We start from the raw sequence: 15335 nt of genomic DNA on the forward strand, positions 1-15335 counted from the left end.
AAATATTCTTGCACGACTGCGAGCTTGAACTGCTCATCGTACTTGGTCATGAAAAACCCCCAAAAGTTGTGTCCAACTTTTGGGGGTCAGTTCACTGCGGCGCCCTTTCTTTTGTTCCCGTCGATGGTAATTGCGCGATGGAATTGTTCCGTTTGCCACATTTGCGGATTCGCAAAACTGGCCTCTCACCTAGGCCGTATATTTTTTTCCTGCGGGCTCTTGCCCGCTAGGAGGATCTGCACCGTTGCCGGATCCGCTGCGCTGTGCCGTTTGCGGGAATCACGATGCAGAATTTCGAGCGCTCGAGCCTGAACCGGAAGTTGAACATCCTCTCGCTGCTCTCGACGGCGACTGCGCTGCTGTTCGTGTTCTGCGCCTTCGCCGTCACCTCCATCATCAATCACCGCCAGGCCGAGAGCCTGCAACTGGCCGCCTTCGCGCGCGTGATCGGCGCCGCCACGGCCGGCGACCTGCTGCTGGTCGACCGGCGCCAGGCCGGCGCCACCCTGGCGGCGCTGGAAGCGCAGCAGCACATCTCGGCGGCGGTGCTGTACGACCGTTTCGGCCGTGCGCTGGCCGAGTACCGTGCGCCGTCGCGCCTGGGCGCCGCACTGCCCGTGCTGGACGACCTCGGGCCCGAGACGCTGATCGATGCCAACCGCGCCGGCCGCTCCCTGCTGTCGCGCCACATGCGCGTGGTGCAGGAGGTGCGCCACGGCGAGCTGGCGGTCGGCGCGATCATGATCGAGGCCGACCTGCTGCCGATGTGGCTCGACATCCTGGCCAGCCTGGTCGTGATCGGGCTGGCGATGGGGGCCGCGCTGCTGGTCTCGCTGGGACTGGCGCGGCCGCTCAAGCGCAGCATCGCCGAGCCGATCGCCAAGTTGATCCAGGCCGCGCAGAAGGTCTCGGCCAGCCAGAACTACGGCCTGCGCGTGCAACACAAGCGCAACGACGAACTGGGCGTGCTGATCGACAGCTTCAACACCATGCTGGCCCAGATCGAGGACCGCGGGGCGGCCCTGCTGCACCATCGCGACGAACTGGAACGCCAGGTCGGCGTGCGCACCGAGCAGCTGGAAAAGGCCAAGAACGCGGCCGAAGCGGCCAGCCGCGCCAAGAGCGGTTTTCTGGCCACCATGAGCCACGAGATCCGCACCCCGATGAACGGGGTGCTGGGCATGACCGAGATGCTGCTGGCCACCGAGCTGACCGACGCCCAGCGCAGCTACACGCAGCTGGTCAAGCGCTCGGGCGAGCACCTCCTGGTGATCATCAACGACATCCTCGACTTCTCCAAGATCGAGGCCGGCAAGCTGACCATCGAATACATCAACTTCAACCTGTGGGACCTGCTGGACGACATCCACAACGTCTACACCCCGCAGGCCGCTGCAAAGGGCCTGGGCTGCGACTTCGACATCGCCAACGACATTCCGGTGGCGATTTGCGGCGACCCGAACCGGCTGCGCCAGATCATGGCCAACCTGCTCGGCAATGCGATCAAGTTCACCAACGAGGGGCGCATCATGGCGCGGGTGCGGGTGGCCGGCGAAGACGCGCAGCGGGTGACGCTGCGCTTCGAGGTGCACGACACCGGCATCGGCATCTCGCGCGACGCGCGCGCGCGCATCTTCAACGCCTTCTCGCAGGCCGACGATTCCACCACCCGCAAGTATGGCGGCACCGGCCTGGGCCTGGCCATCTCGAAGCAGCTGGTCGAACTCATGAAGGGCACGATCGGCGTCGAGAACGCGCCCAGGCAGGGCTCGATCTTCTGGTTCACGCTCGGCTTCGACAAGCGCCGCGTCGATCCCGACGCCCCCGGCCACCGCCAGCACACGCTGGAGGGGCTGCGGGTGCTGGTGGTGGACGAACAGGACGCCAGCCGCAACGAGCTGGTGCAGCAGCTGGAAACCTGGCGCGCGACGTGCGAGGGCGTGGGCAGCGCGGCGGCCGCCTTCGAGCACCTGGTGAGCACGGCGCGCGCCGGCCGCCCGTATGATGCGGCGGTGCTCGACATGGAGCTGACCCAGACCAGCGGCCTGGCGCTGGCGGCCTCGGTGCGTGCCGAGGGGATGGCGCGTTCGACCCCGATCAATACCCATTTCGTGCTGCTCAGTCCCGAGCGGCTGGCCGCCGATCCGGTCCAGCGGCGCGAGGCCGGCGTGGCCTACCAGCTGGTCAAGCCGGCGCGCGCGGCCGACTTGTACGCCTGCCTGACGGCGCGCGCGGCGCGGCTGCATCATCCGGCTGCCGCCGCCGCGCCGGCTGGGGCGCATGCCGCGACGGCGGCGTTCGGGACCGCCAGGCCGGCCCCGATGGCGCCCCAGCAGCCGGTACGGCGCGCGCGGCGCGTGCTGCTGGCCGAGGACAATCCCGTCAACGTCGAAGTGGCCAGGGCCATGCTGGAGAGTCTGGGCCTGGAAACCCACTGCGCCACCAACGGCCAGGAAGCGCTGCATGCGGTGCACGAAGGCGGCTGGGACGCGGTGCTGATGGATTGCCAGATGCCGGTGATGGACGGCTTCGCGGCGACCGGGGAAATCCGGCGCCACGAGCGCGAGGCGGGCCGCGCGCGCACCTTGCCGGTGATCGCGATCACCGCCAACGCGCTGCAGGGCGACCGCGAAGCCTGCCTCGCGGCCGGCATGGACGACTACCTGTCCAAGCCCTTCACCCAGCAGCAGCTGGCGGCCGTGATCGGGCGCTGGGTGGCGCTGCCGGTGCTGGCCGAGCGCCACCACGACGACGACGCCGCGCCGGCCCTGGCCTACCAGCCGTCGCCCGCATTGCCTCCATCACTGCCTCCATCGCCGCAGCCGCCGCCGCGGGACAACCCGGTCGACCGCGCCGCCCTCGACAACATCCGCGCGCTGAGCCGCGACGCCGGTGACGTTCTGGTGCAGAAGGTGATCAACGCCTACGTGGGCGACACCCCGCGCCACCTGCAGGCGCTGCGCCAGGCAGTAACCACGCGCGACGCCGAAGCCCTGCGCCGCATCGCCCACGGCCTCAAGTCGGCCAGCGCCAACATCGGTGCGGCGCGCCTGGCCGCGGCCTGCCGCGACCTCGAACAACTCGGCCGCAGCGGCGCCGTCGACGGCGCCGCGCCCCTGCTGGCCGACATGGAGCGCGAATTCCAATCGGTGCGCCAGTCGCTCCACGCCCTGCTTGAAAAGGAATCCTGAGATGCCTGCATTTGCCTCCACCCAGCGCGGGACCGTGCTCGTCGCCGACGACGATCCCGTCATGCGCCTATTGATGCTCGAGATGCTGGCCCAGGTCGGGATGGACGGCATCGAGGCCGGCGACGGCCTGGAAGCGGTCGGACTGGCGCGCGCGCGCCATCCCGACCTGATCCTGATGGACGTCGACATGCCGCGCATGGACGGCTTCACGGCTTGCCGCACGATCCGCGCCGCCGAGAAGGATGGCGCCTGCGTCCCGATCGTCATGGTCACCGGCAGCGACGACGTCGAGGCCGTGACCCAGGCCTACGAGGTCGGCGCCACCGACTTCGTCTCCAAGCCGATCAACTGGCCGATCCTCGGCCACCGCGTGCTGTACGTGCTGCGCGCCAGCGACGCCATCGCGCGCCTGCGCATCGCCGACGCCCAGAACCGCGCCGTGCTCGAAGCCATCCCCGACACCTTCTTTCGCCTGAACGCGGACGGCTTCTATCTCGACTACGAACCCGGCCAGGAACGGCCCGGCCAGGAGCGGCCCGGCCAGTCGTGTCCGGGACACCCGGCCAGCGCTCCTCCGATGAGCGCGCGCTTCATCGGCAAGCACCTGTCCGACACCCTGCCGCCCGAGATCGCGGCGCGCATGCTGGAGCAGATGAAGACCGTGCTCGCCACCCAGCAGGTGCGCTCGGTCGAGTACGAACTGATCGACTGCGGCGAGGTGCTGCACTTCGAGGCGCGCCTGGTGGCCACCAGCCCATCCGAGGTGCTGGGCCTGGTGCGCGACATCAGCGAACGCAAGCGCGCCGAGGAGCAGATCCGGCGCCTGGCCTACTGCGACGGGCTGACCGGCATTCCCAACCGCCAGGCCTTTCTCGAGACGCTCGAGCGCGAGCTGCAGCGCGCCAAGATCGGCAACAAGAAGTTCGCGGTGCTGTTCATGGACCTCGACGCCTTCAAGCGCATCAACGACACGCTGGGCCACAACGCCGGCGACCAGCTGCTCAAGATGGTCTCGGACCGACTGCGCGAGACCACCCGTCCCAGCGACCTGGTCTCGCGCGGCGAAGGCATCGAACACGGTGCCCAGCACGGCGCGCAGCGGGGAGCCGGCGACGCCGCCAACCTCGCGCGCCTGGGCGGCGACGAATTCACCATCCTGATTCCCGACCTGGAGCGGGTCGAGCATGCGCTGAACGTCGCCACCCGCGTCAAGGAAGCGATGCGGCGGCCCTTTCTCATCGAGGGCAACGAGATCTTCGTCACCGCCAGCATCGGCATCTCGCTGTTTCCCGAGGATGGCGACGATTGCGGCTCGCTGCTCAAATTCGCCGACACGGCGATGTACCACGCCAAGAACTGCGGCAAGAACAACGCCAAGCTGTACAGCTCTTCGCTGACGATGCAGATCATGAGCCACGTGAAGCTCGAGGTGGGCTTGCGCCGCGCGCTGCAGAACGACGAGCTGTACCTGGTCTACCAGCCGCAGCGCGACGTGCGCACTTCCGAGATCGTGGGGGTCGAGGCCCTGGTGCGCTGGCGCCATCCCGAACGCGGACTGGTGCCGCCGACCGAATTCATCCCGCTGGCCGAGGAGACCGGCCTGATCGTCCCGATCGGCGAATGGGTGCTGCGCACCGCCTGTCGCCAGGCGCGCGCCTGGCAGCGCCTGACGCGGCGCCTGTTGCGCATCGCGGTCAACCTGTCGGCCAAGCAGTTCAAGGACGAGAACCTGTCGCAGATCGTGCTGTCGGCCCTGACCGAGACCGGGCTCGAACCGCGCCTGCTGGAACTGGAGCTGACCGAAGGCACCTTGATGGACGATGCGCGCGCCACGCTGGTCACGCTCGAGCAGCTGCGCGGCATCGGCGTGCACCTGTCGATCGACGACTTCGGCACCGGCTATTCATCGATGAATTACCTGAAGCGCTTCGACGTGCGGGCCCTCAAGATCGACCGCAGCTTCATCGCCGGCCTGCCGCAGGACTCGGAGAACGCCGCCATCACGCGCGCCATCATCGCCATGGCCCACGGCCTCAAGATGGTGGTGGTGGCCGAGGGCGTCGAGACCGGCGAGCAGCTCATGCTGCTCGAGGAGTATGGCTGCGACATGGTGCAGGGCTACTACCTGGGTCATCCGTCCAGCGCCGAGAAGATCACCGAGATGCTGCGGCATGCGCAGCAGGCCTTGCCGGCGAAGTAGTGGTGGCGACGCGCCGTATCGCCGGCCAGCAGCCTCAGAACCGTCGTTCCCGCGCAGGCGGGAACCTAAGTTCGTACCGCTGTGACTTGGATCGAACGCAGCCTGGCTGCATGCAACCTGAGGTTCCCGCCAAGGCGCCCGGCGAGGGCAGGAACGACGTGCCAGGGTTTACAAAAGCGGGAATTCGGCCTTGCGCTCACGGCACGAACCGCAGCGTATGCTTCACCGCCCCCGGCAGCAGCGGCGCCGGCTTGCCCTCGACCCAGGCCGCGTGGTCGAGCAGGAAGAACGGCGACAAGGGATGCCCGCTCTGCCCGCCCGGCATATTGTACAAGCCCTCCTCTTCGCGTCCCGGCGACACGGTCAGCCGTTCCGACTGGCCGAACTTCGGTCCGGCCACGCGCGGCATGTGGGCGTCGCCCGCCAGCGGCTGGCCCGGCGCGGCGAGCCAGCGGCGCAGCGCGGGCACGGCCATGCTGATCGGATGCGCGATGTCGGCGGTGTTGCGCTGGCCCCAGGTGGCTTCGGCCAGCGGCGTGCCGGCGTCAAGCAGGGCCGCGATGGCGCGGTCCACCGCGGCCAGCTCCAGGTCGCGCCATGAGGCATGGCCGGCCGGCAGCCAGCCCTGCGGCCGTTCGTCCAGCAGGCGCGCCGCCACCGCCGGCCAGCGCGCGCTGGCCGCGGCCGCGCTGGCCTTGGGATCGATCTCCTTGAGCGCAGCATTGACGCCGCCGTACAGCAGGTCGTGCACGGCCCACATGAAGTCGCGCGCCAGGCGATAGCCGACCGACTCCACGCTGGCGCGCCCGCTCCAGCTGGTCTCCAGCAGGCGCCGGAACTCGGCGCGCTGCGGCTGGCCGGCGAGCGCGTGCGCATCGAGCGCGGCCAGGGCGCGCTGGCGCCACTGGCCGACCAGGATCGCGCGGTCGTCCAGGGCCGCGTCGAAGGCGCGGCGCACGTCGACCTGGCCGCCCATGGCCTGCAAACCCTCGTGCAGCTGGCGGTTGCGCTGGCCCAGGTCGTAGCCGCCGTCGCCCAGCAGCGAGGAGCCCGCCCCAAGCAGCTGGCGGCTGTTGGCGGTCGTGATCTGGCCATCGGCGGGATTGACGATGCGCGGGTAGTCGGCGTACGGCAGCGCTTCGCTCCAGGTCTGGGCCGTGCTGCCGGCGGCGAGCGGGAATCCAGCCCCAACGCCGGCTGCAAGGCCGCCCGCTGCTGCTGCCTGACCCTCGGCGGCGCGGCGCGGCAGCAGGCCGGCGATGGTCCAGCCGATGTTTCCCTGCACGTCGCCGGCGACGAAGTTCTGGGCCGGGATGCCGTTGATGGCGGCGGCGGTCAGCGCATCCTCGACGCTGGCCACCCTCTCGAGCTTCAGGTGATTCATGTTGAGCGCGGCCGGATCGTGGGCGATCCAGTGCAGCGCATAGCTGCGTCCCGCCACCTCGCGGATCGGGCCGAGCGAGGTCTCGCGCACGACCATGCGCTCGGTCGCGGCGCCTTTCACGGCGATCGTCTCGACATGCGCGCGCGGCGTCTCCCAGCCGCCCGGCAGACCCACCTGGTTCGGACGGGCCGGGTCGACCCGCAGTTCGACCAGGTCGAGCGAATCGGCATAGCTGTTGGTGAAGGCCCAGGCCACCTGGCCGTTGCTGCCGACGATGACGGACGGCGGCGCCCCGGGCAGGCTGACGCCGGCCAGGCGGCGCTGGCCGCCGGGCGCGCCTGGATCGGGAAAGCGCAGCGCGAGGCGGTACCAGATGTTCGGCAGCCGCAGGCCCAGGTGCATGTCGTCGGCCACGATGGCCGCGCCGGTGCTGCTCCGGCTGCCGGCCAGCGCATAGTTGTTGCTGCCGACCGAATCGGTGACTTCCAGGCCGGCCAGCCTGACCGGCGCGCCCGATGCCTGCGGCGCCTTGCCCCACCAGGCCGGCGCCCGCGGCGGCAAGGGGCTCGCCACCCTTGCCGCGCCCTGGCCCGGTGAGGCGCCGCGGGTCGCATCGAGGGTCACGTCAAGGGTCACATCGTACGCGCTCGCCTCGGGCAGCAGGAAAGCCAGCTGCGCCGCGTCGCTGTGCGTGCGCAGCCAGCCACGCGCCAGTTCGCGCGCCTGCTGGGCGCCTTGCAGGTCGATGTACATGGCCCACACCACCAGCAGCGAATCGGGCGCCGTCCACGGCCGCGGCGCCACGCCGGTCAGCGCGTATTCGAAGGGCCGCGCGCCGAGCGCGTCGAGGCCTTCGTTGACGCCTTGCGCATAGCGTTCCAGCAGCGCACGTTCCGGCGCCGGCAGGCGCGCCAGCGTGTCCAGCGCGCGGGCGCGGAAGCGGTGCAGACGGTGCGTGCGGTCGGTGGGCAGCGCCGCCGGGCCGAACAGCTCGGCCAGCTCTCCGGCCGCCGTGCGGCGCAGCAAGTCCATCTGGAAGAAGCGCTCCTGGCCATGCACGAAGCCGGTCGCATAGGCGACGTCGAGCCGGCTGGCGCCGCTGATCAGCGGCACCCCGCCGGCATCCCGCTCGACCGTGACGTCGCCGGCCAGGCCGGCCACGCGGCGCTCGCCGTCGAGCTGGGCCAGGCTGGCGCGCAGGAACAGCCAGGCGGCCAGCAAGGCCAGCAGCACGAGCGCCAGCAGCGCCCCGGCCCCGCGCAGGGTCCAGGTCTTCCATCGGGACTTGCCCGGCGAACCGTTCATACGTCTCCTCCTCGTTTTGGGGGCGTATCTTGCCAGAAAACTCACGGCCGAAGCCGGTCGGCTCGAGAAAATACCTGACCGCGCGCGACACGACGTGCGCACCGCGACGCTCCCCGCACCGTACCTGCTGTTGTCGTTGAAGGCAGCCCCATCCGTCCCCATATCCGAACCTGAGGCAGCTGAAGAAATCTCATGCTTCGTTGGCTATCGCACACGCTGCGCGTATCGGCGATGCTATTCTGGAATCATGCCGCGCGAGGCGGCGGGAGGAACTGTCATGCAAAACGTCAACAAAGGCGCGCGGATGCCTGCCATCGCGCGCGCATCCGCCGCCATCGGTCTGGCCCTGCTGGCCGCGGCCTGTTCGACGCCGCAAGAAAAGGCGGCGCGCGCGCAGGCTGATATGGCGCAACTCATGAGTATCTACGGTCCGGCGTGCAGCCAGCTCGGCTATAGCGCGAACACCGATCCCTGGCGCGAATGCGTGCTGCACCTGGGCACGCGCGAGGAATTGCAGCGCGTCGGCACCGGCGTCGGCGCGTATGGCGCCTGGGGTCCGCGCTATCGTGGCGGCTACTGGGGCCCCTACTGGTAATAACCCGCCCGCGCATAGGACTGCGCGCCCTGCGCCTGGCGCCAGGGTCCGCAGTCCGGTGCGTCCTGCGGTAGCAAGCTGCAATAATGCATTTGCAGTTGGGCGAACACCGCTTCCCAGTCGAATGACGTTTCGACCTTGCGCCGCGCATTGGCGCCGAGCGCCGCGAGGTCGCGGGTCGCCACGTGCCTGATCGCTTCGGCCAGGCTGTCGGGGCAGTTGGGCCGCGCCAGCTCGCCCGTGTCGTCGTCGACCAGTTCGGCAAGGCCGCCGGCGCCCGCCGCCACCACCGGCAGTCCGCACCCCATTGCCTCGAGCACGATCAAGCCAAAGGTCTCGCAATCGCCCGGATGCACCAGCAGGTCGCAACTGGCCAGGATGCTGGCCAGCGCGCGCTGGTCGCGCTGGAACGGCAGGCGGCTGACCCGGGCGCCCCGTGCGGCGTCGAGCGCGGCCTCGCCGGGGCCCACCATCAGCAGGTGGAAACCGGGACCGAGCCGGTGCATCGCCGCGATCAGCACATCCAGTTTCTTGTCTGGCGTAAAGCGTCCGGCATAGACCAGCAGGCATACCCCGGGCGCCAGCCCCAGTTGCTCGCGCAAGGCGCCGTCGCGAAGGTCCGGACGGAAGACGCCGCAATCGATGCCGAGCGGCTGGTGCAGCGCTCCCTCCACTCCCATCGCCCGCAGTTGCCCGACCATCAGCCGGCTCGGCGCCAGCACCAGGTCGAACTGGCTATAGAGGCGCGCAAGGTAGCGCCGAACGAACAGAGCCGCCTGCGGGCCGAAGCGGTTTTCGACCAGGCGCGGCAGATCGGAGTGATAGAAGGCCACGGCCGGGATGCCCAGCCGGTCGCGCGCGCGCAGCGCGGCCCAGGCGCAGTGCCCGGCGTCGCCGACTTCGACCAGGTCGGGCTGCAGCATGCACAGGCGGCGTTCGATCGCGGCCACCGACACCGGCATGCGATAGCCATGGAAGCCGGGCAAGGCCAGGCCGGGCACGCGCAGGCGCGTCGGCGAGGCCTCGGTCTCGATGTTGGGACTGAGGATGGTATGCCGCGCCCGCGCCCGGCGCCGCAGCCAGCGCGACTTGGCGTTCAGGTAAGTGCTGACGCCGCCGCCTTCCGCGGCATAGAACATCGTGAGATCGACGAGGTGCATGGATGGTCCGCAGAAAGGAACACGATAGCAACGGCCCGCCAACCAGGTTTGCGCGCACGCAGGCCATGTGTCCAGGGACCGCGCTACCGGATCGAGATGGCGGACATTATGCGCTGCGGCGGTCGAGCATGGCGCGCGCGATCGTGCCGGCGTCGACATACTCTAGCTCTCCGCCCACCGGCACGCCGCGCGCCAGGCGACTGACCTTCAGGCCACGCGCCTTGAGCATTTCGCTGATGTAATGGGCCGTGGCTTCGCCCTCGTTGGTGAAATTGGTTGCGAGCACCACTTCGCCGACGACGCCATCGGTGGCGCGGTTGACGAGCTTGTCCAGGGCGAGGTCGCGCGGGCCGATGCCGTCCAGCGGCGACAGCCGGCCCATCAGCACGAAGTACAGGCCGCGCCAGGTGAGCGTTTGCTCGATCATGATCTGGTCGGCCGGGGTCTCGACCACGCACAGCAGGGTATGGTCGCGCTCCGCGTCGGCGCATAGCGCGCAAATTTCGATGTCGGAGAAGGTATTGCACTTGGCGCAATGGTGCACCGTGTCGACCGCCTGGTAGAGCGCGCGCGACAGTTGCGCGGCGCCCTCGCGGTCGTGCTGCAACAGGTGGAACGCCATGCGCTGGGCCGACTTGGGGCCCACGCCCGGCAGGCGGCGCAGCGATTCGATGAGAAATTCGAGCGAGGTCGACATGGGGGAGCGTCCCGCCGGCAGGCACCGGCCGGGACTGGTATCAATGGATCAGAAAGGCATCTTGAAGCCGGGCGGCAGGCCCGGCATGCCGGCGGTCAGGCCGCTCATCTTTTCGGCGGCGGTGGCCTCGGCCTTGCGCACGGCGTCGTTGAACGCGGCCGCAACCAGGTCTTCCAGCATGTCGCGGTCGTCGCCCAGCAGCGACGGGTCGATGGTGACGCGCTTGACGTCGTTCTTGCAGGTCATGACGACCTTCACCAGGCCGGCGCCCGACTGGCCTTCGACTTCGATCTGAGCCAGCTGCTCCTGCGCCTTCTTCATATTGTCCTGCATGGCTTGCGCCTGTTTCATCAAGCCTGCGAGCTGGTTTTTCATCATGGTGGGTTTCTCCAAAAGTCGGATGGGTGATTGATCGGCAGCGACACGCTCAGGCGACCTTGACCGAGCCGGGCACGACGAACGCGTCGAAGCGTCGCTCGAGCTCCTGCACGAAAGGATCGGCGGCGACGATGGACTCGGCCAGGCGCTGGCGTTCTTCGCGCGCCGCTTTCTGTTCGGCCCCAGCTGTATACCATACCGGGCCGATCTCGGACTCCACGCTCACGCGGAAGTCGGGGAAATGTTCTTGCAGCGCAGTCGCCAGCTTCTCGCTATTGCCGCTGGCGCGCAGCGTATCGACCGGCACGCGCAGCTTGAAGGTGACGGCGCGGTCGTTCACGACGCAGGCGACCAGTTCGGTCTGCAGCGCCAGCTGCTGGGCCACGCCGCGCAGCGGCAGGCTGCCGGCCAGCGCCGGCCAGTTGCCGTCCCAATCGATCTCGGGCACCGGCGTGACGACGTAGGCGTGCGGCGGCGCGGCCGGCGCACGCACCTGGGACGCGGGCGCGACCACGGCCGCCGCCTCGGCGGCGACGGCGGTGTCATCGGAAAAATCGGTTACCCAGGACGGCACGTCGTCTTCCGGCTGCGACTGCTGCTGCGGCTGCGGCTGCGGCTGCGGCTGCGGCTGGCGGGCCTGCATTGCCGGCTGCTGCCGGGCCATGGCCTGCGGCTGCCCGCCCTCCCACGGCGGCGGCGCGGAAGCGGCGCGCGCCTGCATGCCGACGCCATGGGACGGCAGCGCGGCCGACGGTCCGGGCGCCGCCGGCGGCGCAGCCGGGGACGGCGGCGCCGCTGGCGCCGGCGCGACCGGTTCGGCCGCCGGCCGCTTGGGTGGGGTGCGGATGCCCGAGGCGGCGCGCGCCGCCTCCAGCGCCGCATTGATCGCGGCCCGCGCCGACGTCATTGCCGGCGCGCCGGGGGCGGCGGCGGCCGTCGGCGCACTGGGCTGCGCGGGCGCCGGCGCTGGCGGTGCAGCCGAGGGGGTAGCAGATGCGGTGGCCGACGGCGCTGCCGGGCGCGGCGTCACCGCCGCATGGCTGGCGGCGGCCGCGGCGGCGGCGCGCGCAGGCGCCGCGCCTACCGCTGCGGGCGGTGCGGCCGATGCTTCTGCCCCGCCCTGTCCGGGGCGAAAGGCCAGCATGCGCAGCAGGGTCATGGTGAAGCCGGCATAGTCGTCCGGCGCCAGGCCGATCTCGTTACGGCCGTGCACGGCGATCTGGTAATACAGCTGCACTTCCTGGGCATCGAACACCCCGGCCAGGCGCATGATGTCGGCCAGCTCGGGCAAGTCCTGCGGCACGGCGCCGGGCACCGACTGCGCCAGCGCGATCCGGTGCAGCAAGGTGCCCAGGTCTTGCAGCGCGCCGTTGTACGACAGGCTGCGGCTGGCCATCTCGTCGGCCACCGCCATCAGGTCGGCGCCGTCCGACGCCGCCAGCGCGTCGAGCAGGCGCACCAGGTAGGATTGGTCGAGCGCGCCGAGCATGCCCTGCACCGCATCGAGCGTGACCTGGCCGGCCGCATAGGCGATCGCCTGGTCGGTGAGCGACAGCGCGTCGCGCATCGAGCCGTGCGCGCCTTGCGCCAGCAGGCGCAGCGCAGGCTGCTCGAAGCTCACGCCTTCCTGGCCCAGGATGTTCTCGAGGTGGCCGACGATATGGCCCGGCGGCATTTGCTTGAGATTGAACTGGAGGCAGCGCGACAGCACCGTCACGGGGATCTTTTGCGGATCGGTGGTCGCCAGGATGAACTTGACGTGCGGCGGCGGTTCTTCGAGCGTCTTGAGCATCGCGTTGAACGCGTGGTTGGTGAGCATGTGCACCTCGTCGATCATGTAGACCTTGAAGCGCGCATTGCTCGGCGCGTAGACCGCCTGTTCCAGCAGCTGGGCCATCTCGTCCACGCCGCGGTTGGACGCCGCGTCCATCTCGATATAGTCGACGAAGCGGCCGGCGTCGATCGCGCGGCAGGCCTCGCATTGCCCGCATGGCTCGGCGGTGATGCCGCCCTGCCCGTCCGGCCCGATGCAATTGAGCGACTTGGCCAGGATGCGCGACAGGGTGGTCTTGCCGACCCCGCGCGTGCCCGTGAACAGATAGGCATGGTGCAGCCGCTCGGTGCGCAAGGCATGGGTCAGCGCACGGACGACGTGCTCCTGGCCAACCAGCGTGTCGAAGTTCTTGGGACGGTATTTGCGGGCGAGGACTTGATAGGACATGCCACGATTTTACCGCAGATGGCGGTCGTCGCGAACAATCCGCGGGCAGGCGCTTGTATAACGGGAATGCAAAACGGAGGCACAGGCGTGCAAACGCCAACGCGATACGACAAGAAAGGGAGATACGGCGGAAGAAAGGAGATGCGACGAGGAGATACGACGAGAAGCTACGAGAAGGAGACAGGAGGCGAGCCTGATCTGCGGCACTTGCGGTAAACGGCTTTGGCTGCTTCGTTCCCGACCTGACCAGGTAAACCATGCCACAATGCGCAGGGGCCCGCCAGCGCTCATTATACCCCAGCGCATGCCGTTTGGGGAAATGACGGGGGCGCCGCAACTGGCGTCCCCGCCTGGCGCAATCAGATTCCCAGCTGCTGCCAGATCTCGTCCACCTTCTTCTTCACCGCAGGCGCCATCACGATCGGCGTCCCCCATTCGCGGTTGGTCTCGCCCGGCCATTTATTGGTAGCATCGATACCCATCTTGCTGCCCAGCCCGCTGATCGGCGAGGCGAAGTCGAGGTAGTCGATCGGGGTGTTGTCGACCATGACCGTGTCGCGGGTCGGATCGACGCGGGTCGTGATGGCCCAGATCACCTCTTTCCAGTCGCGCACATTGACGTCCTCGTCGACCACGACGATGAATTTGGTATACATGAACTGGCGCAGGAAACTCCACACGCCGAACATCACCCGCTTGGCATGACCCGCGTACTGCTTCTTCATCTGCACCACCGCCATGCGGTAGCTGCAGCCTTCCGGCGGCAGGTAGAAATCGAGGATTTCGGTGAACTGCTTCTGCAGCAGCGGGATGAAGACTTCGTTCAGCGCCACGCCCAGCACGGCCGGTTCATCGGGCGGCTTGCCGGTATAGGTCGAGTGATAGATCGGATCGCGCCGCATCGTGATGCGGTCGATCGTAAACACCGGGAAACTGTCCTGTTCATTATAGTAGCCGGTGTGGTCGCCATATGGCCCCTCGAGCGCATGCTCGAAGCCGGACGGATGGTTTTGATCCGGGTAGATATGCCCCTCGAGCACGATCTCGCTCGAAGCCGGCACCATCAACTCGCTGCCGATCGCCTTGGTGAGCGCCGTGCGGCTGCCGCGCAGCAGGCCGGCGAACTGATATTCGGACAGCGTGTCCGGCACCGGCGTCACGGCGCCCAGGATGGTGGCCGGGTCGGCGCCGAGCGCCACCGCGATCGGATACGGCTGGCCCGGATTGGCCAGCGCGTGTTCGCGGAAATCGAGCGCGCCGCCGCGGTGCGCCAGCCAGCGCATGATGACCTTGTTAGGCCCCAGCACCTGCTGGCGGTAGATGCCCAGGTTCTGGCGCTTCTTGTTCGGGCCCTTGGTGATCACCAGGCCCCAGGTGATCAGGGGCGCCACGTCGCCCGGCCAGCAGTGCTGGATCGGCAGGCGGCCGAGATCGACGTCCTTGCCCTCCCAGACGATTTCCTGGCAGGGAGCACCCTTCACTTCCTTCGGCGCCATGTCCCACACCGCCTTGACGAGTGAGCCCATGCCCATGATGTCCTTGAAACCCTTGGGCGGCTCGGGCTCCTTCAGGCGCGCCAGCACGTGGCCGATCTGCCGCAGCTCGGTGATATCGTCCGCCCCCATGCCCAGCGCCACCCGCTTCGGCGTGCCGAACAGGTTGCCGAGGACCGGGATCGTGTGCCCGGTCGGCTGCCGGAACAGCAGCGCGGGGCCTTCGGCGCGCAGCGTGCGGTCGCAGATCTCGGTCATTTCGAGGTTGGTCGATACCGGAATGTCAACATGTTTCAGCTCGCCCATGCGCTCGAGCTGGGCCATAAAATCTCGCAAGTCTGTATATTTCATCAAGTTTTGTGCATTTCTTTGATTGCAGAACGTAAGTGAGAGGGTGGTGCCAAGTGATTGATTCGTCAAGTATTTCCATTTGGAAGCCGACGTTGTCAGATCCAAAAGTTATAAGAGGCGCGCGTGCTAGGGTTGACTTGATATAAGCTCCACCCCTACAATCCGTCCTACTTGATGAGCCGGCCTTACATTTTTTGCCACATTTTAGCCGTTCTCATGCATTCACGGGGTCGGGGCCCCATATGACATTTTAAGGAGTGTTTCTCTTGGGCGTCTGCCCAACTCCCCCGAAACAGTTGTTGAGCCACTGGTCTCTGCCCTCCGGGTTAGCAGCCAGCTGAAGCAAAGCAATGACGGCGT

The 15335-nt window shown here is 68.3% G+C and carries 10 protein-coding genes and 1 other RNA gene; 4 read left to right on the forward strand and 7 right to left on the reverse strand.

Translation table 11 applies throughout. The features are described from left to right. The 3 genes from ABIB38_RS22265 to ABIB38_RS22275 form a co-directional block, all read left to right on the forward strand. Nucleotides 1-230, forward strand: a 230-nt coding sequence (locus ABIB38_RS22265; RefSeq protein WP_429206881.1) for a hypothetical protein, incomplete at its 5' end; no start/stop codon positions are given. Between the two features lie 54 nt (nt 231-284). After that, nucleotides 285-3191, forward strand: coding sequence for a response regulator (locus tag ABIB38_RS22270; RefSeq protein ID WP_429206882.1), 2907 nt, complete (start codon nt 285-287; stop codon nt 3189-3191). 1 nt (nt 3192) lies between these two features. Beyond that, nucleotides 3193-5391, forward strand: a complete 2199-nt coding sequence (locus tag ABIB38_RS22275; RefSeq protein WP_429206883.1) for a putative bifunctional diguanylate cyclase/phosphodiesterase — start codon at nt 3193-3195, stop codon at nt 5389-5391. A gap of 196 nt (nt 5392-5587) precedes the next feature. Here the strand turns inward: ABIB38_RS22275 and ABIB38_RS22280 are convergent, their stop codons facing one another. Further along, nucleotides 5588-8080 carry a penicillin acylase family protein gene (locus tag ABIB38_RS22280; RefSeq protein WP_429206884.1) on the reverse strand — a complete coding sequence of 831 codons (2493 nt, stop codon included), beginning with the start codon at nt 8078-8080 and terminating at the stop codon, nt 5588-5590. 277 nt (nt 8081-8357) lie between these two features. Here ABIB38_RS22280 and ABIB38_RS22285 point away from each other — a divergent pair, with 277 nt between their 5' ends. Next, nucleotides 8358-8675 carry a hypothetical protein gene (locus tag ABIB38_RS22285; RefSeq protein ID WP_429206885.1) on the forward strand — a complete coding sequence of 106 codons (318 nt, stop codon included), beginning with the start codon at nt 8358-8360 and terminating at the stop codon, nt 8673-8675. Here the strand turns inward: ABIB38_RS22285 and ABIB38_RS22290 are convergent. The 6 genes from ABIB38_RS22290 to ubiD all read right to left on the reverse strand — a co-directional run bounded on the left by ABIB38_RS22290 (nt 8666) and on the right by ubiD (nt 14975). Then, nucleotides 8666-9835 (reverse strand): glycosyltransferase, encoded by a 1170-nt coding sequence (locus ABIB38_RS22290; RefSeq protein WP_429206886.1) that lies wholly within the window; start codon nt 9833-9835, stop codon nt 8666-8668. The two genes, ABIB38_RS22285 and ABIB38_RS22290, sit on opposite strands and share 10 nt — an antisense overlap. Before the next feature lie 106 nt (nt 9836-9941). Continuing rightward, entirely contained in the window at nt 9942-10532 is a 591-nt protein-coding gene (gene recR / locus ABIB38_RS22295; protein ID WP_429206887.1) for a recombination mediator RecR, read from the reverse strand. Between the two features lie 48 nt (nt 10533-10580). Then, nucleotides 10581-10910 (reverse strand): YbaB/EbfC family nucleoid-associated protein, encoded by a 330-nt coding sequence (locus ABIB38_RS22300; protein WP_005671283.1) that lies wholly within the window; start codon nt 10908-10910, stop codon nt 10581-10583. 49 nt (nt 10911-10959) lie between these two features. Continuing rightward, nucleotides 10960-13131, reverse strand: a complete 2172-nt coding sequence (locus ABIB38_RS22305; RefSeq protein WP_429206888.1) for a DNA polymerase III subunit gamma/tau — start codon at nt 13129-13131, stop codon at nt 10960-10962. 183 nt (nt 13132-13314) lie between these two features. Next, nucleotides 13315-13413: signal recognition particle sRNA small type (gene ffs, locus ABIB38_RS22310), an RNA gene on the reverse strand. A 77-nt stretch (nt 13414-13490) separates the two neighbouring features. Further along, nucleotides 13491-14975 (reverse strand): 4-hydroxy-3-polyprenylbenzoate decarboxylase, encoded by a 1485-nt coding sequence (gene ubiD / locus ABIB38_RS22315; protein WP_429206889.1) that lies wholly within the window; start codon nt 14973-14975, stop codon nt 13491-13493. Nucleotides 14976-15335: the final 360 nt, after the last annotated feature.

Source organism: Massilia sp. UYP11, assembly GCF_050434805.1.
Lineage (GTDB): Bacteria > Pseudomonadota > Gammaproteobacteria > Burkholderiales > Burkholderiaceae_D > Telluria.

Bases quoted from the DNA above. Each gene is read 5' to 3' on its own strand.
- ABIB38_RS22270 (WP_429206882.1), top strand. From the start codon at position 285: ATGCAGAATTTCGAGCGCTCGAGCCTGAACCGGAAGTTGAACATCCTC.
- ABIB38_RS22275 (WP_429206883.1), top strand. From the start codon at position 3,193: ATGCCTGCATTTGCCTCCACCCAGCGCGGGACCGTGCTCGTCGCCGAC.
- ABIB38_RS22280 (WP_429206884.1), bottom strand. From the start codon at position 8,080: ATGAACGGTTCGCCGGGCAAGTCCCGATGGAAGACCTGGACCCTGCGC.
- ABIB38_RS22285 (WP_429206885.1), top strand. From the start codon at position 8,358: ATGCAAAACGTCAACAAAGGCGCGCGGATGCCTGCCATCGCGCGCGCA.
- ABIB38_RS22290 (WP_429206886.1), bottom strand. From the start codon at position 9,835: ATGCACCTCGTCGATCTCACGATGTTCTATGCCGCGGAAGGCGGCGGC.
- recR (WP_429206887.1), bottom strand. From the start codon at position 10,532: ATGTCGACCTCGCTCGAATTTCTCATCGAATCGCTGCGCCGCCTGCCG.
- ABIB38_RS22300 (WP_005671283.1), bottom strand. From the start codon at position 10,910: ATGATGAAAAACCAGCTCGCAGGCTTGATGAAACAGGCGCAAGCCATG.
- ABIB38_RS22305 (WP_429206888.1), bottom strand. From the start codon at position 13,131: ATGTCCTATCAAGTCCTCGCCCGCAAATACCGTCCCAAGAACTTCGAC.
- ubiD (WP_429206889.1), bottom strand. From the start codon at position 14,975: ATGAAATATACAGACTTGCGAGATTTTATGGCCCAGCTCGAGCGCATG.